We start from the raw sequence: 17,323 nt of genomic DNA on the forward strand, positions 1-17,323 counted from the left end.
CGTCACTCTCCGACCAGAAACACGCGCTTGATCGGCACGCTGAGATTCGGCGCGCCGACCGCCACCTGAATGCCCGACACCGCCCGCGCGAGCGGCGCATTGCCAAGTTGCGGCACCTTCAGGTTGTTGTCGTTGTCGTTGATCTGCGAGAGCACGTCGGCCATTCGCGTCGTCCAGCCTTTCTGCGGAATGTAGACGCGCGCCGCCAGCGACCCGACGCCGCCCATCAGCGGCACGGCGCTCCAGCCATCGGCGGTATCGCCCGATGACAGCGCGCGCCGCACTTCGCCGACGTTTTCAAGCGGCGGCGACGCATACCGCACGATGCGCCCGCTCGACAGCCGATACCGCACCACCTGCAAGCGCGGCGCCGTGTTCGGCGCAAACACGCCGCGCACGATTTGCAGCGAGCCGTTGCCGAGCGACACGGCGGGCTGACCGGCTTCGTCGTCGGTCGCGGCCTGGCGCGCGTCGATGCGCATTTGGTCGAATAGCTGCGCGACCACGCGCTCGTCTTCCATCGAATTGGTGATGGTTGCACGCGAGCGGATGATCGAATCGAGTCCGCGCCACGACAGCACCGCGATGACCGCGAGAATCGCAATCGCGATCAGCATTTCGAGCAGCGTAAAACCGCGCTGCCGCTGGCCGCTGCGCCGGGCCTCAGAGCGAGCGATTCGTTTCATTCGCCACCACCGTGACCATTTGCGCGAGATTGCCCGAGCGGCCTGGCGTCGAGACGAACATTTCGACGCGCCGGAAAATCGGGTTCGGCGTCGCGGTGACTCGCTGCGTGCAGACGAGCTTCAGGTTGCCCTGGGAGCAATCGAACGAGCGCGAGCCGATATCCGGAAACACGTGCGACAGGCGAAGCTGCGCGAGTTCGTTGTCCGCGCTCCAGCCCGCGAGCAGCCGCCGATGCAAGTCCGCTTCACCCGTCGCGAGCGAGCCGACCGCGCGCAGCGACGCCGCGAGCGCCACCGCGATGATCGCCAGCGCGACGAGCACTTCGATCATCGTGAAGCCGGAGGTTTGGCGTCGCGTGTGCATCACCGCACCTGAAAGCGGCCATTGCCGCTGCCGATGATCGTCGCGCGGCCCGCCGCCGAGACGAGCGTGATCTCCATCGGCGTATCGATGGCTTCCGTGCCGAAGATCAGGCGGCTCACCGACTTGTCGGAATCGAGAAACTGGATGGTCACGCCGGTCACGCCGCCCTCCCAGCGCCGCGCGCGCAGCAGGTCGTCGCGCAGCGGACGCCAGCCGTCCTCGGTGCGGATGTCGAAGCGAAACCCGCCGTCGGTCGGCTGCCAGGCGATGGGACGCGCGCGCACTTGCGCTTCGTCGCCCGCCGATTCGAACAGCAGCGCAAGCCGCTGCGCCTCTTCGTTCAGATCGGTGCGCGGATTGCGCGTGAGCTGCAGCGACGCGAGCGACACGAGCAAGCCGGCGATCACCAGCACGACGAGCATTTCCAGCAGCGTGAAACCTGCCTGACGACGCGCTTTTCGATGCCCGTTCACGCTGATCTCTCAACTACGCAATGGCTATTGCCACGAGCCGACGTCGGCATCGTTGCCGTCGCCGCCCGCCTTGTTATCCGCGCCGTAGCTGAACACGTCGATTTCGCCGTGCACGCCCGGATTCAGATACTGATACTGGCCGCCCCACGGATCGGCCGGAAGACGCTCCAGATAACCGCCGTCCTTCCAGTTGTTCGGCACCGGCTCGGTCGACGGCTTCTCGACCAGCGCGCGCAAGCCTTGCTCTTGCGTCGGATAGCGGCCGTTGTCGAGCCGGTACAGTTTCATCGCCTGCATGACGGTGCCGATGTCCTGCTTCGCGGCGACGCGGCGCGCTTCGTCCGGACGGCTCATGATCTTCGGCACGATGAGCGCGGCGAGAATGCCGAGAATCGCGATCACGACCATGATTTCGATGAGCGTGAAACCGCGTTGACGACGCCCCTGGGCCTGCGCCCGGGTGATTTGCATGCGGCGTTGAGTCCACATTTGCATGAGTGCTACCTCGTGGTTGATTCTGGGCTTGCGCCCGCTTTGATTAAAGGACAAGCGGCTTACACATAATGGAAGCCGCCGGGCATTCTATCCATCCGCGCCCGCCGCGCCGTGACCGCAGTCAACGCGCGCATCAGCGCACGTAGATCGTCGGTCCGGGCGGCATCGGCGGCAGGAAGATTTCCGACTTCGCGCCGTTGCGTTCGATGATGATCGAGCGCGGCCGCACCTCCGACAGCTTCACGCCCTGCGTGAGCGCGCTGCCGAGCGACACCGCGCGCGCCGGTTCGCCGCCGTAGCTGACGATGGCCGCCGCGCCGCCCTGCAGCGCGAGGATGCCGAACAGATGCACGTCGGAATTCGCCTGACGCTCCAGTTGCCCGCCGAAGATGGTCGCGGCCTGCTCGACCGATGGCGTGCGCGTCGCGGCGGCGGCGGGCAGCGGCGCGGTCTGGCGCGAGGTCAGCGTGACGACCCAGTACGTCACCGTCACGCAAAAGAGCGCGAGGGCGGCAAGCGTGAGCAGACGGGTTTGCAGGGCGTTCATTACTGCACCAGATTATTCAGTTCGATGATCGGCAGCATCACCGCGAGCACGATGACCAGCACCACGCCGCCCATCGCCAGGATCAGCAAGGGTTCGAGCAGGCTCGTGAGGAACATCGTGCGGCGTTCGAGTTCGCGCGATTCGCCTTCGGAAGCGCGATCGAGCATCGTGGTGACGTCGCCGGTCGCTTCGCCCGAGCGGATCAGATGCACGAGCACGGGCGGAAACGTCTTCGTGTTGCCGAGCGCGCGCGATAGCGACGAGCCTTCGCGCACGCGCACGATGGCGTCGTCGACGTTATTGCGCATCGCCGTGTTGCTCAGTGTTTCGCCCGCGGCCTGCAACGCACGCAGGATCGGCACGCCGGCGGCGGTCAGAATGGCGAGCGTGCTGGCGAAGCGCACCGTGTTATAGCCGCGCACCAGCTTCCCGACGAGCGGCGCGGTCAGCAGCCAGCGGTCGAACGCGAGGCGCGGTCCGGGCCGCGACAGAATGCGCCGCACGAGCCACGCAAACACCGCGACGGCGATCAACACCGCCCACCAGTAACTGCGCACGAACGCGGACAGCGCCATCATCATCACGGTGAGGAAGGGCAGCGCCTGCTTCGTGCTGGCGAACACGTTCACCACTTGCGGCACGACATAGCTCAACAGGAACGTGACGATGCCGAACGCGATGATCGTCACGATGCCCGGATACGTGAACGCCAGAATGATCTTCTGCTTCAGCGCATTGCGCTGCTCGATGTAATCGGCGAGACGCGACAGCACGAGCCCGAGCTTGCCGGTATGCTCGCCCGCCGCCACCAGCGCGCGATAAATCTCCGGGAAGTCCTTCGGATGCTGCGCGAGCGCGTTGGCGAAAGAATGGCCGCCGAGCACTTCGGCGCGGATCGCGGCCATCAGTTCGCGGATGTAATCGCGCTCCGATTGCTCCGTCAGCACCGCGAGCGTTTCGCCGAGCGGCAGGCCGGCGATCAGCAGGCTCGCGAGCTGGCGCGTCAGGATGGCCTGCTCGCGCTGCGACAGCCGACGCCCCAGCGACAGGCGCTGCTGCCGCTCGCCGCGCGTGCGCGTGCCGGCGGCCTCGACGACCAGCGGCGTCAGTCCTTGCGTGCGCAACTGGCTGCGCGCGGCGCGGGCGCTGTCGGCATCGAGAACGCCGGTCTGCGTCTTGCCCGCGTGGTCGATCGCTTCGAAACGGAAAGCTGGCATACGTTACGCTCCGCCCTTAATCGCCACCGGTCACGCGCAGCACTTCTTCGAGCGATGTCACGCCCGCCGCCAGCCAGCGGTTGCCGTCCTCGCGCAGCGTGCGCATGCCTTGTGCGCGCCCGGCCGCGAGAATCTCGGCGTCGGCGGCGTTGCGATGGATCAGCGGGCGGATCTCGTCGTCGATCAGCAGCAGTTCGTACACGCCGCGACGGCCTACGTAACCGGACTGGCCGCATCGGTCGCAACCGACCGGATGCCAGTGCTTCACGCCGTTCTCGTCCTCGCGCTCTTCCTTGCAGACCGGACACAGCTGGCGCACGAGCCGCTGCGCGAGCACGCCGAGCAGCGACGACGCCAGCAGATACGGTTCGACGCCCATATCGGTGAGACGCGTGACGGCGGATGCCGCATCGTTCGTGTGCAGCGTCGCGAGCACCAGGTGACCGGTCAGCGACGCCTGCACCGCGATCTGCGCGGTTTCGAGGTCGCGAATTTCCCCGATCATGATGATGTCCGGGTCCTGACGAAGAATGGAGCGCAGCGCCCGCGCGAACGTCATGCCGATGCGCTCGTTCACCTGCGTCTGACCGATGCCCGACAAGTCGTATTCGATCGGGTCTTCCACCGTCATGATGTTGGTGGTCGTCGTCTCGAGCCGCGACATCGACGCGTACAGCGTGGTCGTCTTGCCGGAGCCGGTCGGACCGGTCACGAGCACGATGCCGTGCGGCTTGCCGATCAGTTTGTCGAAGTTGACGAGCGTGTCGCGCGCCATCCCGAGCGTTTCGAGATTCAGGCGTTGCGCGTCCTTTTCGAGCAGACGCAGCACCGCGCGTTCGCCGTGGCCGGTCGGCAGCGTGGACACGCGCACATCGACCGGACGGCCGCCGACGCGCAACGTGATGCGGCCATCCTGCGGCAAGCGTTTCTCGGCGATATCGAGCTGCGCCATGATCTTGATCCGCGAGATCAGCGCGCCGTGCAGCGCCTTCTTCGGACGCACGACATCGCGCAACGTGCCGTCGACGCGAAACCGCACCACCGACGCGTTCTCGAAAGGCTCGATATGAATATCCGACGCCTGTTCGCGGGCCGCCTGAGTCAACAGCGCGTTGATCATGCGGATGATCGGCGCGTCGTCTTCGGATTCCAGCAGGTCTTCGACTTCCGGAATGTCCTGCATCAGACGCGACAAATCGACTTCGCCTTCCACTTCGCCGACCACTTGCGCGGCGCTGCCGTCGTTGCGGGCGTAAGCCGAGTTGATCGCCGCGGCGAGTTCGTCGGCGGACTTGCGCACGATCGACAGCGCGCCGAAATTGCGCGCGACTTCCGCGAGGGCGGCGTCGCTCGTGCGCTCGCTGATCCACACTTCGATGTTGTCCGCGTGCTGATGCGCGAGCAGAATCTGCCCGCTTCGCGCGAAGCCGTAGGGCACGAGCCGCGCGGCAAGCGGCGACGCGGCCGTGGCGGCCCCGTGCGCTGCTGCATCGGCGATGGGGTTCGTGCTTTCGACTACCGCGTTCACCGTGTTCACGGTCGGGCTCCTGTCGGACTGCTGTCGAGCGGCCGCGCGCTCGGCGCATTGTTCGGCACCGCGTAGTTGTTCGTCGCCGCGTTGCCCGGCATGGCGTTGGTCGCCGCGTTGCCGGGCATCGCGTTCGTCGCGCCGTTGGCGGGCGCCGGATACGTGCTCTGCGGCGCCTGCTGATACGGCTGCGGCGCTGGGCCGGCGTTCGGGTCCTGCGGCAGCGTCGAACTCGGCACGCCGCGCGTCAGATTGTTCCAGTCGAGCAGATTCTGGGCCGGAGCGCCACCGCCTTCGCTCGGACCGAGCGGCTTCGGCGGCATCATCGGCACGTTCTGATCCTTGATGAGGCGGTTATCCGTGGTCGATCCGTATTGCTGCTGACGCAAATAGTCGTAGCGCGAGTTCGCGATCTGCGTGGCCGTGGACTGGTCGCGCACGATGACCGGACGCAGGAACACCATCAGGTTCGTTTTCGTGCGTGTCTTGCTTTCGCTGCGGAACAGGCTGCCGATGAAAGGAATGTCGCCGAGCAGCGGAATCTTGCTGTTGTTGTTGTTGTACTGGTCCTGCATCAGGCCGCCGAGCACGACGATTTCGCCGTCGTCGGCAAGAATGGTCGATTGCACCGAACGCGTGTTGATGGTCACGCCGCCCGGATCCGTCTTGGTCGAGGCATCGACGCTCGAGTCTTCCTGATAGATCTGCATCTTGAGCACGCCGCCGTCCGTGATCTGCGGCTTCACGTGCAGCGTCACGCCGACGTCGCGCCGGTCGAACGTGTTGAACGCCGTCACCGACGTGGCCGCGTTCGCAGTCGGCGTGGCATACGAGCCCGTGACCACCGGCACGTTCTGGCCGACGACGATCTTCGCTTCCTCGTTGTCGAGCGTGATCAGATTCGGCGTGGAGAGGATGTTCGCATCCGACGACGTCGACAGCGCCTGCAACAGCCCGCCCAGACCGAACAAATTGCCGAAACGATGCAGCAGGCCGATGTTCAGGCCGTTGGCGAGCAGGCCGGTCGTCGACGTGATGGCGGAGGGGTTTTGCGCGATCGCATTGCCCTGCACGGTCAGATCGAAGATGTTCGTGTTGCCGGAGCCGAAGCTCGAGCTGCCGTAGAGCGCGTTGTTGCCGCCGTTCGAGAGCAGCAGGCCTTGCCACTGGATGCCGAGATTCGCGCCCGTCGTCGCGGAAAGCTCGACGATCAGCGCTTCGATATAGACCTGCGCGCGGCGGGCGTCGAGCTGGTCGATGACCGAGCGCAAGTTGCGATAAACCGGGTCCGCTGCCGTGATGATCAGCGAATTCGTCGCGGAATCTGCCTGGATCATGCCGCCGCCGCTGCCGGTATCGTTGCCGCTCTCGCTGTCCTTGTTCGACGAGAAGCTGCTGTCGCGATTGCCGCCCGAGCCGGACATCGGATTGTTGCCCATGCCCGAACTGCTGCTGCTCATGCCGCCAGGCAGCGGCGGCATGCCGGCGGAGCCCGTCGAGGTGGACGAGTTGCCGAGGCCGCTTTGTCCGAACGAGTTCGACGTGTTCGAGCCCGAACTGCCGGAAGTGTTGTCCGACCCGCCGCCGCCCTTGCCGAGCATCGCGCGCAGCGTTTTGGCAAGACGCGTCGCGTCGGCGTTGCGCAGCGCGACGACGTGCATGTTGCCGGGCTCGGACGTGGGCGCATCCAGTTTCTTCGCCAGTGCCTTCGCAGCCGCGAGCCGCGCGCTGCTGGACGCGCGGAACATCAGCGAATTGGTGCGCGCGTCGGGCGTGACGGTGACTTTGAGCGTCGCGTCGGTGCTGCCGATCGTGCCGGGATCGAGCAGCTTGTTCATCTGCTCGGCGACGTCGATGGCGTTCGCGTTCTTCAGCGAGACGACATCGACTTCGCGGCCCGCCGCCGTATCGATGCCCGCGATGATGCCGGCGATGCGCCGCACGTTATCGGCGTAATCGGTCACGACGAGCGTGTTGTTCGCGGGATAGGCGGCGATCGTGTTGTTCGGCGAGATCAGCGGGCGCAGCACCGGCAGCAGGTTGTTCGCCGATTCATTGCGCAGCGTGAAGACCTGCGTGATGACCTGATCGCCGCGCGCGCCGGGCGCATTGCCGACGTACGTCGGCACGCCTTGCAGCTTGGCGTCGGCTTCGGGCACGACCTTCAACACGCCGTGATCCTGCACGAGCGAGAAGCCCTGCATGCGCAACGACGACTGCAGCGTCTTCAGCGCCTGCTCCTCGGGCACCGGATTCTCGGAGACGAGGTTGAGCTGCCCCTTCACACGGGGATCGACGATGATGGTTTTGCCGGTAGCGGCGCCGATCGCCTTCGCGACCTGGTCGATATCGGCGTTGACGAAATTCAACGTCACTTGCGCGTGCGCGGCTTGCGTGACGATAAGTCCCGCCGCCAGCAGTGCCGTCGCGTGGCGACGCAGTGCCATAGGTTGTCTTCTCATGGATGTGATGTCTGAGCCGGCCTACAAAAATTAACCGGCTAAGGCGGCGCCAATGATTCCGACGGCGCTGCCGACCGAGGTGCGAGCGTGTCCGCCCCACCACGATTATTTATAAAAATGTGACGATAGCAGCTTTGCGTAACGAATTTATTCCAATTCGCTGACGTAATGGCTGCAGCCGGCTGCGTGCCGAGTGATTCCCGCCGCCGTTGAAGCATTCCAGAAACTTGCCGATATACCGTCAGGCGGCTTCCGTCGACTCAGTCGAATTTGCGCGGGAGCCGAATTGTAACGCGTATACAACACTTTATTATTCATACGTTTAGCTGCGTATTGGCAACCGTCCATGGTCGCGGCCGATCCGCTTCGCGCATTGTGTCCGACCTATGTCGGCTAGCTAACTTATGGCCTCAAACGTCAGCCGGTATCATACGGGCGGTTCGGCTTGGCCGGCACGTGCCCGGCACACGGGTTTTCCCGACACCGGCCCGGCTCGAACATGGGTTTCTGGCGACGGCGCGCATGCGTCGCGTCGGCGGTATGACGTTCCGCATCGGCGGATGGAGTAGATAGACAATGAAGAGATTCCTGCGATTACCTGTGATGGCGTTCGGCGCGATGTTGGCGGCCGGCGCGGCGCATGCCGACTGCTTCGACGAAGCGGCGAAGTATCAAAAGGTGAATCCGCTCATACTGCGCGCCATCGCCTGGCAGGAATCGCACAACAAGCCCGACGCCATCAACAAGAACGCCAACGGCTCGACGGACTACGGGCTGATGCAGATCAACTCCATCCATCTGAACACGCTGTCCCAATACGGCATCTCGAGCGGCACACTGATGGAGCCGTGCAAGAGCGTCTACGTCGCCGCGTGGCATCTACGCCAGAAGATGAACAAGTATGGCAATTCGTGGCAGGCGGTCGGTGCTTACCATTCCGAAACACCTGCGCTGCGCGACAAGTACTCGGCGCAGATCATCGAGATTCTGCGGCGCTGGAAGCTGCTGCAAGCCGCCAAGTAAATCCGGGCGTCGACGGGCCGCGGCCGCAAGCGCCGCCTTCGCTGCATTTTTGATGCAGAATCGTCGCTTCCAGGCGTCTCGACGCCCCCGCAGCCCTTCCACTGATCGCCCGCAATGAACCAGACACCCCTGCCAGTCACCGTGCTTTCGGGCTTCATCGGCGCGGGCAAGTCCACGCTCGTCGACGCGTTGCTCGCCAATCAGCAGGACGTGCGCATCGGCACGATCGCCGGCCAGTCGCTGCACGACATGGAACAGGCAATCGTCGATCTCGCGGCGCAGCAGCGCTTCGATGCCATCGTGATCGAATCGGCGGGCGTCGATAACCCGATGGACATCGCCGAGCATCTCGCTTTCGCCGATGACGACGAGTCCGCGCTCGCCGGCCGCGCGCGTCTCGATACCTTCGTGACCGTCGTCGATGTGTCGAGCTTCATGCGCGATTACGCATCGGCAGGTTCGCTGGCGGAACGCGGCATCGCTATCGGCGACGAAGCGCATGACGAAGGCAAGACGGTCGTCGAAACGCTCGTCGAGCAGATCGAATTCTGCGATGTCATCGTGTTGAACAAGACCGATCTCGTCGGCGAAGCAGAACTCGACAAAGTGGCGCGCGTGCTGCGCGGTCTCAATCCGCGCGCCGTGCAGATTCGCGCTGAGTTCGGCAATGCACCGCTCGATGAGCTGGTCGACACTGGCCGCTTCGACTTCGATGCGACGGCGAGCGCGCCCGGCTGGCTCTCGATTCTCAACGGCGACGAGACATCCGATGCCGGCGATTCAGGCGTCGGCCACTATGTGTATCGCGCGCGCCGGCCGTTTCATCCGGAACGGCTCTGGAATCTGCTGCATCAGGAATGGCCCGGCGTGCTGCGCGCGAAGGGTTTCTTCTGGCTCGCGACGCGCAGTGTCGTGGGCGGATCGTTGTCGCAGGCGGGCGGGACGCTGCGTCATGGCCCGGCGGGCGTGTGGTGGGCGGCGCAGGATCGCAGCGAATGGCCGACCGATGACCCCGAGCTGGAAGCGGAGATCGTCGCGGAATGGTTCGGCGATCCCGACGACAACAGCATCGGCGACAGGCGGCAGGAGCTGGTGCTCATCGGCCTGGATCTGGATGCCGATGCGTGGCAGCGCAGGTTCGACGCATGCCTGCTGACCGACGAAGAATGGGCGCTCGGAGCGGATGGCTGGCAACGCTTCAGCGATCCGTTCCCGGCGTGGGACGTGGAAGAACACGATCATGACCATGAGCACGGCGGCCACGATGACCACGACCACGGCCCCGGCTGCGATTGCGACGATCACCGGCACTGAGCAAATAAAAAAACCCGCCGAAGGCGGGTTTCTAAATTCTCATGGTCTCCAGCTTATCTCCGCACATGCGGAAGAACCTGACCAACAGGCGCTGCGAGGCGCTGCGCAACGGAGCGGGAAGCGCCACACGGCAGACAGCTTACTTCTTGTTGACTGCGTCTTTGAATGCCTTGCCAGCCGTGAACTTGACCGTCTTTGCCGCCGGAATCTTGATGGATTCGCCGGTCTTCGGGTTACGGCCGGTGCGCGCTGCGCGCTTTCCCGAACCGAAGCTGCCGAAACCGATCAACTGAACCGCGTCACCTTTCGAGACAGCCTTCTTGATCACTTCGAGCAACGTGTCGAGCGTTTCGCCGGTTTGAGCCTTGCTTGCGCCAGTTTGGGCGGCTACGGCGTCGATCAATTCCTGTTTGTTCATTAAGGTTCCTTTATCAGTTTAGGTTGACACGAACAGCGCGAACGCGCCGATTATACGTGCGCAAGCCCTGCAGTCGAGTAGGGGCGGCCTTGTGGCCTGCCCGTCCGGCGAAGCGGCGCGGTTTCGCACCGCTTCGTCTGCATTGCCTTACATCAAAGTCTCGCGCCGCCTTCGAACGCGGCGCTTCGTATGATAGCGCAGCGCAAACCCAATCAGGATAAGGGTTTCAAAGATTTACCCTTATGTAACCAGGGGTTGCCGACGGATTTTTGGCGCGCAATCTTCGCGCGCCGGCGCACGCCCGCGGAGTGCGCGTTCGAGTCGCGAACGCGCGTTGGTTTTTGCCAACGTTTAGCGTGAAAACGCTTGTCCGTATTGGGTTTGGCGCGCCCGGACGGGTCGCGAGCCATCGCGTGCGGCCCGCTCCGACTTCCGGCGATACAGTGTCATGTTTGCCCCAACACGCCGCTCGACGCATGACTCACTCTTCGCCGCTTCTCGCCTTTCACGATCTTCCTGCACGCTGGAAGAACAGGCGCATCTTCACCTTCCTCGCGGCCGATGCGCGTATCGGCAGTCACGACGCCTTGCTCGCCGTGTGGCGTCTGTGGCGCGAATCCAGCGCGCGAAGCGAGCGTCTGCATCTGGTGGCGATCGCGCCGCTCACCGTCCACGAATACGAAGACGCGCTTTCAGCCGAACTCGGCGAAGCCTTGCCGATGCGCACGCCAGGCGTGCATCGCCTGGAGTTCGATGCCGGGCGCGTCGTGCTGACGCTCGCCATCGGCGATGAAGACGACGCCGACCTGCTGTCGAAACTGTGGCTGCGCGCCGATGCCATCCACTTCGATGCATCGCAACACGACGATCCGCGCAAGCTGTGCAAAACGCTCGCGCGCTTCGCCGCCGATGCCGCGACGCTTTCGGCTTCGGCACCCGAGCCTGCGAAAGCGGCTTTACTCAAGACGCTGGCAAGTTCCGGATTCGATTGCCACGCGACGCCTGACGGCATAACGGGCCGCTTCGCACCGCGCTGGCGGGTGCGCCGTCACGATCCGCCGGTTGCATGCAACGCGCCGGCGCGCGACGCGATCGTGATCGGCGCGGGACTCGCGGGCTGCGCGATGACATCGGCGCTCACGTCTCGCGGATGGCGCGTCACGCTGATCGACCGCCATTCATCGCCCGCGCGGGATGCATCGGGGAATCCGGCTGGCGTCTTTCACCCGATTGTCTGGCGCGACGACAGCGTCGCCGCCCGCCTGACGCGCGCCGGTTTTCTTCACGCGCTTCGCCGATGGTCTGCGCTCGAGGCCGCCGGCCACGACTTGCAGCGCAGTCGCGCGGGCCTCCTGCAAATCGCCGATACGCCGGACGATGCGGACGCGCTCGCCGACGCCATCGAACGATTCGGCTATCCGCGCGATTACGTCACCGCGATGACGCGCGACGAAGCATCGCGGGTGGCGGGCGTCGATGTCGCACGCGGCGGATGGTTCTTTCCGCGCGGCGGCGCCATTTCGCCGGCCGCTGTCTGCGCGGCGCAACTGGCCGCCGCCGGCGATGCGCTCACCGCGCGCATGAACACGGAAGTGGCGCGCATCGGGCACGACGGACGGGACTGGCAGGCGTTCGATGCGAGCGGCGCACTGATCGCGAAAGCGCCGGTCGTCGTGCTGGCGAACGCGCACGATGCAGCACGCCTCGCCGGCCTCTACGGCGAGCCGACGCGCGGCGTGCGCGGCCAGCTTTCGCTGCTCGACGCGGGCTCGCTCGATGGGCTGCGCGTGCCGATTATCGGCGAGGGATACGCGGTGCCGTTGAGCGACGGCCGCACGTTGATCGGCGCGACCTACGACATCGACGACACCGACCCCGGCCTGCGCGACGCCGGACATCGGGAGAACGTGGAGCGCGTCGGCCGGATGCTGCCGGCGCTTCGGGACGTATCCGCGTCGCACGGACGCGTGGCGTTTCGCTGCGTGACGAGCGATCGCATGCCGATGATTGGTCAACTCGCCGACGAAACCGCCGCTCGCCGCGACGCGCAACGGCTGTCCGGCGCGTGGCCGCTCGACTTGCCGCGCGTCGAAGGGCTGTACGGCGCGTTCGCGTTCGGCTCGCGTGGCCTCGTGTGGGCGACGCTGGCGGCGGAACTCATCGCTTCGCAGATCGAAGGCGAGCCGTGGCCGATCGAACGCGAGCTGGCCGAAGCCATCGACCCGGCGCGATTCCTTCTGCGAGCGTTACGTCACGGAGCGATCTTCGCGCCGCAGTTATCCTCGTGACGCTGTGGATAACCCGGCGAATAGCGCCGAGAAGAGCTGTGAACGCGTTGTGCACGTAAACGGGACAAGCCGCTGGCACCGGTCGGACGGCTGAAAGTTGTTCCGTGTTAACGGCCCGGCGCGAACATGTTTACCGCGTGGTTCTCTGGTGCGCATCTCGTTGAACCGTATCGGTAAACAGGAGTTGTCCACAGAAGCGGCGGGGCCTTGTTAACTACTACTACGTATACATACAGTAAACCTGTAAACACCTGAAGACGACGCCATCGGCAGCGGAAAACCCGAAGCCCGACCGGTTGGAATTTCCACCGCGAATCGGGCAGCAGTCGCTTTTACTTCTTACGAATCATGGGATTGCAGTTCGGTCGCAGGGTCCGGCGTGTGGCACAATCGCGCTTCTTCCTGCGTCGCGCCGGTCAGCCGGCGAGCGCTTCAATGGAACGATGCTTGCGGAACGACAATCCGATCACCAAGCCGCAACGTCGTTTACCAAGTTCGGCCAGCGCTCGCGCGCGGCGCATCGCAGTGCTTTCGGAGAGCCAGGATGCGAGCAAGCCAGTCAGCTCGAGCCGGACGCGTCATCAAGTCGTACACGGCTGAACCGTGACGCCGTGTTCGGTCAAGTTCGTTTGGCCTGAATGAACTTACGCTCAGTCGTTATCGGGTAGCGCGTGTCGGCGTCTCCCGCGAGTCTCGCTGTGACGCGCGGCCCCGCGCGACCGAGCGTGTCCTCTGCTGAAGCAACGAAGGAGAAGCCCATAAGATGAATTCGGCATTTTCATTTCTTCCCGCGTGGCCGCTCGAACCCGACGCCATCCTGTGGGCCGGTCTCGCGCTGGTCACGGCGGGTCTCGCCGGAGAGTTGCTGTGGCGCGCATGGCGTCTGCCGCGCATCACGGGCTATGCGGTGATCGGCCTGATCGCGGGCAACGCCGGTCTCGGCGTCATCGACGCCAGCGCGGGCGGCCTGTCACGTCCGCTGCTCGATGTCGCGCTCGGATTGCTGCTTTTCGAACTCGGCGGACGGCTCGACCTTCGCTGGATCCGCCGCAATCCTTATCTGATTCTGTCGAGCATCGCGGAATCGACGCTGACGTTCATCCTCGTGCTGATCGCGCTGATGCTCGCCAACGTGCCCACGATGCCCTCGATCGTCATCGCCGCGATCGCGATGGCCACGTCGCCCGCGATGGTCATCCAGCTCAAAACCGAACTGCGCGCCGAAGGCCAGGTCACGCAGCGGCTCATGACGCTGACCGCGCTCAACAGCATGTACGCGGTGATCGTCGAAAAGCTCGCGGCGGGCGTGCTGCATCAGGAAATCTACGGCAACACGTTCGCGACGATTCTTCAGCCGCTGTATTTGCTGCTCGGCTCGCTCGTGCTGGCCTTCCTGCTGGCGCGCGCGTGCAACCTGCTTTACCGGCGTCTCAACGCGAACGACGAGCATTCGTTCGTCGCGCTGTTCGGCCTCGTGCTGCTGGCCATCGCGGTCGCGCACATCTTCAAGCTTTCGACGATCCTCGCGCTGCTCGCCGCGGGCATCATCGTGAAGAATGCCGACGAGCGGCCGCAGTTGTGGCCGTCGCATTTCGGCTCGGCGGGATGGCTTCTCACCGTCATTCTGTTCGCGCTGACACTGACTTCGTTCCACTGGCGCGATATCGCGCTGGGCGGAGTGGCCGCGCTGGGGCTGATCGTCGCGCGCGTGATCGGCAAGCTCGTCGGCGTGATGATCTTCGCGAAGCCGAGCGGACTGAACTGGAAGCAGGGGGCGGCGCTCGGCGTCGCGCTGACGCCGATGTCGGCGCTCGCGTACTTGCTCGTCGACGACATGTACGTGCTCTATCCCGACTACGACCCGACCTTGCGCGCGATCGTCATGTGCTCGATCGTCGTGCTGCAGATCGCGACGCCCTTCGTGGTTTACCGTAGTTTGTCGGCGGTTGGCGAGCGCCGCGAGTAAGCGCGCGCGGCCGCTCATGCATTGATCAACAAGAGGCGTCATGGCACTCGAACCATTCATCAACTCCGAGCCGTTCACGTTCGGCGTGGAACTGGAGATCCAGGTCGTCAATACGCACGACTATGATCTGACACGCGCCGCGTCCGACCTGATGCGGCTCATCAAGGACGAAAAGATTCCCGGCAACATCACGCCGGAAATCACCGAAAGCATGATCGAGCTTTCGACGGGCATCTGCACGACGCACGAGCAGGCCGTCACCGATCTGCGCAAGATTCGCGACACGCTTATCGCTGCCGCCGATCAACTGAACGTCGGGCTCGCGGGCGGCGGCACGCATGCGTTCCAGCAATGGAGCGATCGGCAGATCTACGACGCGCCGCGCTTTCAATACATCTCCGAGCTGTACGGCTATCTCGCCAAGCAGTTCACCGTGTTCGGACAGCACGTGCATATCGGTTGCCCGGACCCGAACAGCGCGTTGTTTCTGCTGCACGCGATGTCGCGCTACATCCCCCATTTCATCGCATTGTCGGCTTCGTCGCCGTACATTCAGGGCGTCGATACGGGCTTTCACTCGGCACGGCTGAATTCCGTGTTTGCGTTTCCGCTGTCGGGACGCGCGCCGTTCGTGCTTACGTGGGATAGCTTCGAAGAGTACTTTTCGAAGATGGTCAACACGGGCGTCGTCAACAGCATGAAGGACTTCTACTGGGACATTCGGCCCAAGCCCGGTTTCGGCACGATCGAAGTTCGAGTGATGGACACGCCGCTGTCGGTGGATCGCGCCGCGGCCATCGCTTGCTACATTCAGACCTTGTCGCGTTATCTGTTGCTCGACAAGCCGCTGACGCCCAGAGAAGACGATTACCTGGTCTACACGTTCAACCGCTTCGAGGCATGCCGCTTCGGACTGGAAGGCACGTGCATCCATCCGCAGACGGGCGAGCGGCACACCATCGCCGAGGACATCCTCGCGACGCTCGACGTGCTCGCGCCGCACGCCGAAGCGCTCGGTTCGCAAGCGGCGCTCGCGCAGGTCGCGGATATCGCGCGCGGCGGCGTCAACGATGCGTCGTGGCTGCGCGGCGTATTCGACAAGGAGAAGTCCTTGCACGAAGCCGTCCGCCAGCAATGCCTGCAATGGCGCGCTTGAGACCGTAGCCGCATTACCCGCTTTAGCGACAATCGAAGAAGGCTGCCCGAGTGATTCCGGGCAGCCTTTTTTGTTTGAGGCATCACTCTGTATGAAACGCGTGCATGTCGATGGCAATTCAATTGCTCGCCGCGCGATTTAGCGTAAAGCCGAATGGCATCCTTAAGGTTTGCATCCAGCGTCCGTATACCTGAGTAATAGTCGGTAACGAAACGAATGTGTTGCCGTCGGTTACTCAAATGATAGACCCAACATCGAGCGGTTTGCCGCAGCTTCCTTGCCGGGAGGCCTGCAACGGACTCCGAACGTGGTCTGCCGTACAGTACCGATGGTTACCGAAAATACACTCACGACGAAATAAGCCGCTTTTCCACGGGTTATCCACAGGTTTGCGTGGATAATTAAGGTGTACGTTTCGTCTCAGTCGCTTAGAATGGCGACTTTCCCGGCGGCGGGGTATAGTCGGCGAAAGAGCGCCACGGCTGGTAAAAGAAGGCGCAAAACGAAGAGGGTGGCAATGTCCCCTTTCAGGCAAAGCGAATTGGCTTGGTACGCCTGAATTTTGAGACGGCGGGGACCACGAACCGGGAGTTATCCCGACGAACGGGCAAAGTGAGTCGGGGCGGCTTTCGGGGCGAGGGGTTCGCAGTTGCAGGCGAACATGCCGTCGAAACCCATAAAGCGGAAAACAAGCGAAATATTATGAGTGAAGGCGTTTACGGAGAGCAGGCGACGGGGCGGGTGACCCACGGCCTGCTGAGGCTGAGCACCGCGATGCGCAGCCAGGCTTGGGAGTGGGCGGAAGGAGCGGGGCTCACGCCGACCCAAGGTGAGATTCTCGTGCTGCTGATGCAGCGTAAAGGGCCGATGCGCCTTGGCGAGATCGCGCGTGAAACCGCGTTGACCGCCGCGACGACGAGCGATGCCGTCAGCACGCTCGAAGGCAAGGGGCTCGTCGAAAAGCGCCGCGCCATCGACGACGGCCGCGCGCTGGCGGTTCGTCTGACCGCCCGCGGCCGCACTGCCGCGAAGAAGGCGCTGCAATGGCCGGACTTTCTCTCGAAAGCAGTCGGCACCTTGCGCGAGGACGAACAGGCGGCGTTCTATCGCTCGCTGCTGAAGACGATTCGTCAACTCGAAGCGGCGCAGCAGATTCCCGCGCACCGCATGTGTCTTTCGTGCTCGCACTTCGAGGTCAGCAAGAACCCGAAGAAGGTCCCGCATCACTGCGCGCTCCTTCAGATCGACATGGCCGACACCGACCTGCGTCTCGATTGTTCGGTATACGAAGAAGGCGATCTCGGTCAGCAGAAGAAAGTCTGGAAGGTCTTCGCGCAGATCGCCTGAGATTAGGCAGGTAATATCGGTGGCATTCCGCGCTGTGAG

15 protein-coding genes are annotated in these 17,323 nt (G+C 64.0%); 6 read left to right on the forward strand and 9 right to left on the reverse strand.

The annotated features are described in order from the left end of the window. Positions 1 to 2: 2 nt before the first annotated feature. The 8 genes from LDZ21_RS00180 to gspD all read right to left on the reverse strand — a co-directional run bounded on the left by LDZ21_RS00180 (position 3) and on the right by gspD (position 7,757). A complete protein-coding gene (locus LDZ21_RS00180; RefSeq protein ID WP_244793765.1) occupies positions 3 to 686 on the reverse strand; it encodes a PulJ/GspJ family protein in 684 nt (227 codons plus the stop codon). Continuing rightward, on the reverse strand, positions 664 to 1,050 hold the full coding sequence (gene gspI, locus LDZ21_RS00185; protein WP_035962069.1) for a type II secretion system minor pseudopilin GspI: 387 nt from the start codon (positions 1,048 to 1,050) through the stop codon (positions 664 to 666). The genes LDZ21_RS00180 and gspI overlap by 23 nt, the downstream gene beginning before the upstream one ends. Next, the gene (locus LDZ21_RS00190) at positions 1,050 to 1,523 is read right to left on the reverse strand and encodes a GspH/FimT family pseudopilin (RefSeq protein WP_035962071.1); all 474 of its coding nucleotides are present in this window, start codon (positions 1,521 to 1,523) and stop codon (positions 1,050 to 1,052) included. Before LDZ21_RS00190 ends, gspI begins: the two co-directional genes overlap by 1 nt. A gap of 24 nt (positions 1,524 to 1,547) precedes the next feature. Then, a complete protein-coding gene (gene gspG / locus LDZ21_RS00195) occupies positions 1,548 to 2,018 on the reverse strand; it encodes a type II secretion system major pseudopilin GspG (protein ID WP_280519414.1) in 471 nt (156 codons plus the stop codon). 133 nt (positions 2,019 to 2,151) lie between these two features. Further along, positions 2,152 to 2,565, reverse strand: a complete 414-nt coding sequence (locus LDZ21_RS00200) for a type II secretion system protein N (protein ID WP_035962075.1) — start codon at positions 2,563 to 2,565, stop codon at positions 2,152 to 2,154. Then, positions 2,565 to 3,782 (reverse strand): type II secretion system inner membrane protein GspF, encoded by a 1,218-nt coding sequence (gspF, locus tag LDZ21_RS00205; RefSeq protein ID WP_244793766.1) that lies wholly within the window; start codon positions 3,780 to 3,782, stop codon positions 2,565 to 2,567. The genes LDZ21_RS00200 and gspF overlap by 1 nt, the downstream gene beginning before the upstream one ends. A 16-nt stretch (positions 3,783 to 3,798) precedes the next feature. After that, positions 3,799 to 5,319 carry a type II secretion system ATPase GspE gene (gene gspE, locus LDZ21_RS00210; protein ID WP_370886220.1) on the reverse strand — a complete coding sequence of 507 codons (1,521 nt, stop codon included), beginning with the start codon at positions 5,317 to 5,319 and terminating at the stop codon, positions 3,799 to 3,801. Continuing rightward, on the reverse strand, positions 5,316 to 7,757 hold the full coding sequence (gspD, locus tag LDZ21_RS00215) for a type II secretion system secretin GspD (protein ID WP_244793767.1): 2,442 nt from the start codon (positions 7,755 to 7,757) through the stop codon (positions 5,316 to 5,318). The genes gspE and gspD overlap by 4 nt, the downstream gene beginning before the upstream one ends. A gap of 591 nt (positions 7,758 to 8,348) precedes the next feature. Here gspD and LDZ21_RS00220 point away from each other — a divergent pair. Beyond that, positions 8,349 to 8,795 (forward strand): lytic transglycosylase domain-containing protein, encoded by a 447-nt coding sequence (locus LDZ21_RS00220; protein ID WP_052005667.1) that lies wholly within the window; start codon positions 8,349 to 8,351, stop codon positions 8,793 to 8,795. Positions 8,796 to 8,909: 114 nt separating this feature from the next. Further along, a complete protein-coding gene (locus LDZ21_RS00225) occupies positions 8,910 to 10,109 on the forward strand; it encodes a GTP-binding protein (protein ID WP_244793768.1) in 1,200 nt (399 codons plus the stop codon). Between the two features lie 139 nt (positions 10,110 to 10,248). On the opposite strand, the gene LDZ21_RS00230 is transcribed toward LDZ21_RS00225, so the two are convergent. Continuing rightward, positions 10,249 to 10,527: an HU family DNA-binding protein gene (locus tag LDZ21_RS00230; RefSeq protein WP_035962086.1), complete on the reverse strand. Its 279-nt coding sequence runs from the start codon at positions 10,525 to 10,527 to the stop codon at positions 10,249 to 10,251. Positions 10,528 to 11,003: 476 nt separating this feature from the next. On the opposite strand from LDZ21_RS00230, the gene mnmC1 reads away from it, so the two are divergent. From mnmC1 to LDZ21_RS00250, 4 genes are all read left to right on the forward strand, one after another. Then, positions 11,004 to 12,815: an FAD-dependent 5-carboxymethylaminomethyl-2-thiouridine(34) oxidoreductase MnmC1 gene (gene mnmC1 / locus LDZ21_RS00235; protein ID WP_244793769.1), complete on the forward strand. Its 1,812-nt coding sequence runs from the start codon at positions 11,004 to 11,006 to the stop codon at positions 12,813 to 12,815. A 763-nt stretch (positions 12,816 to 13,578) separates the two neighbouring features. Continuing rightward, the gene (locus tag LDZ21_RS00240) at positions 13,579 to 14,781 is read left to right on the forward strand and encodes a cation:proton antiporter (RefSeq protein WP_035962089.1); all 1,203 of its coding nucleotides are present in this window, start codon (positions 13,579 to 13,581) and stop codon (positions 14,779 to 14,781) included. A 40-nt stretch (positions 14,782 to 14,821) separates the two neighbouring features. Next, positions 14,822 to 15,937, forward strand: a complete 1,116-nt coding sequence (locus LDZ21_RS00245; protein ID WP_244793770.1) for a YbdK family carboxylate-amine ligase — start codon at positions 14,822 to 14,824, stop codon at positions 15,935 to 15,937. A 702-nt stretch (positions 15,938 to 16,639) separates the two neighbouring features. Beyond that, positions 16,640 to 17,284, forward strand: a complete 645-nt coding sequence (locus LDZ21_RS00250) for a MarR family winged helix-turn-helix transcriptional regulator (RefSeq protein ID WP_035962093.1) — start codon at positions 16,640 to 16,642, stop codon at positions 17,282 to 17,284. Positions 17,285 to 17,323 lie beyond the last annotated feature (39 nt).

The sequence above is a fragment of the Caballeronia grimmiae genome, from assembly GCF_022879615.1.
GTDB lineage: Bacteria > Pseudomonadota > Gammaproteobacteria > Burkholderiales > Burkholderiaceae > Caballeronia > Caballeronia grimmiae.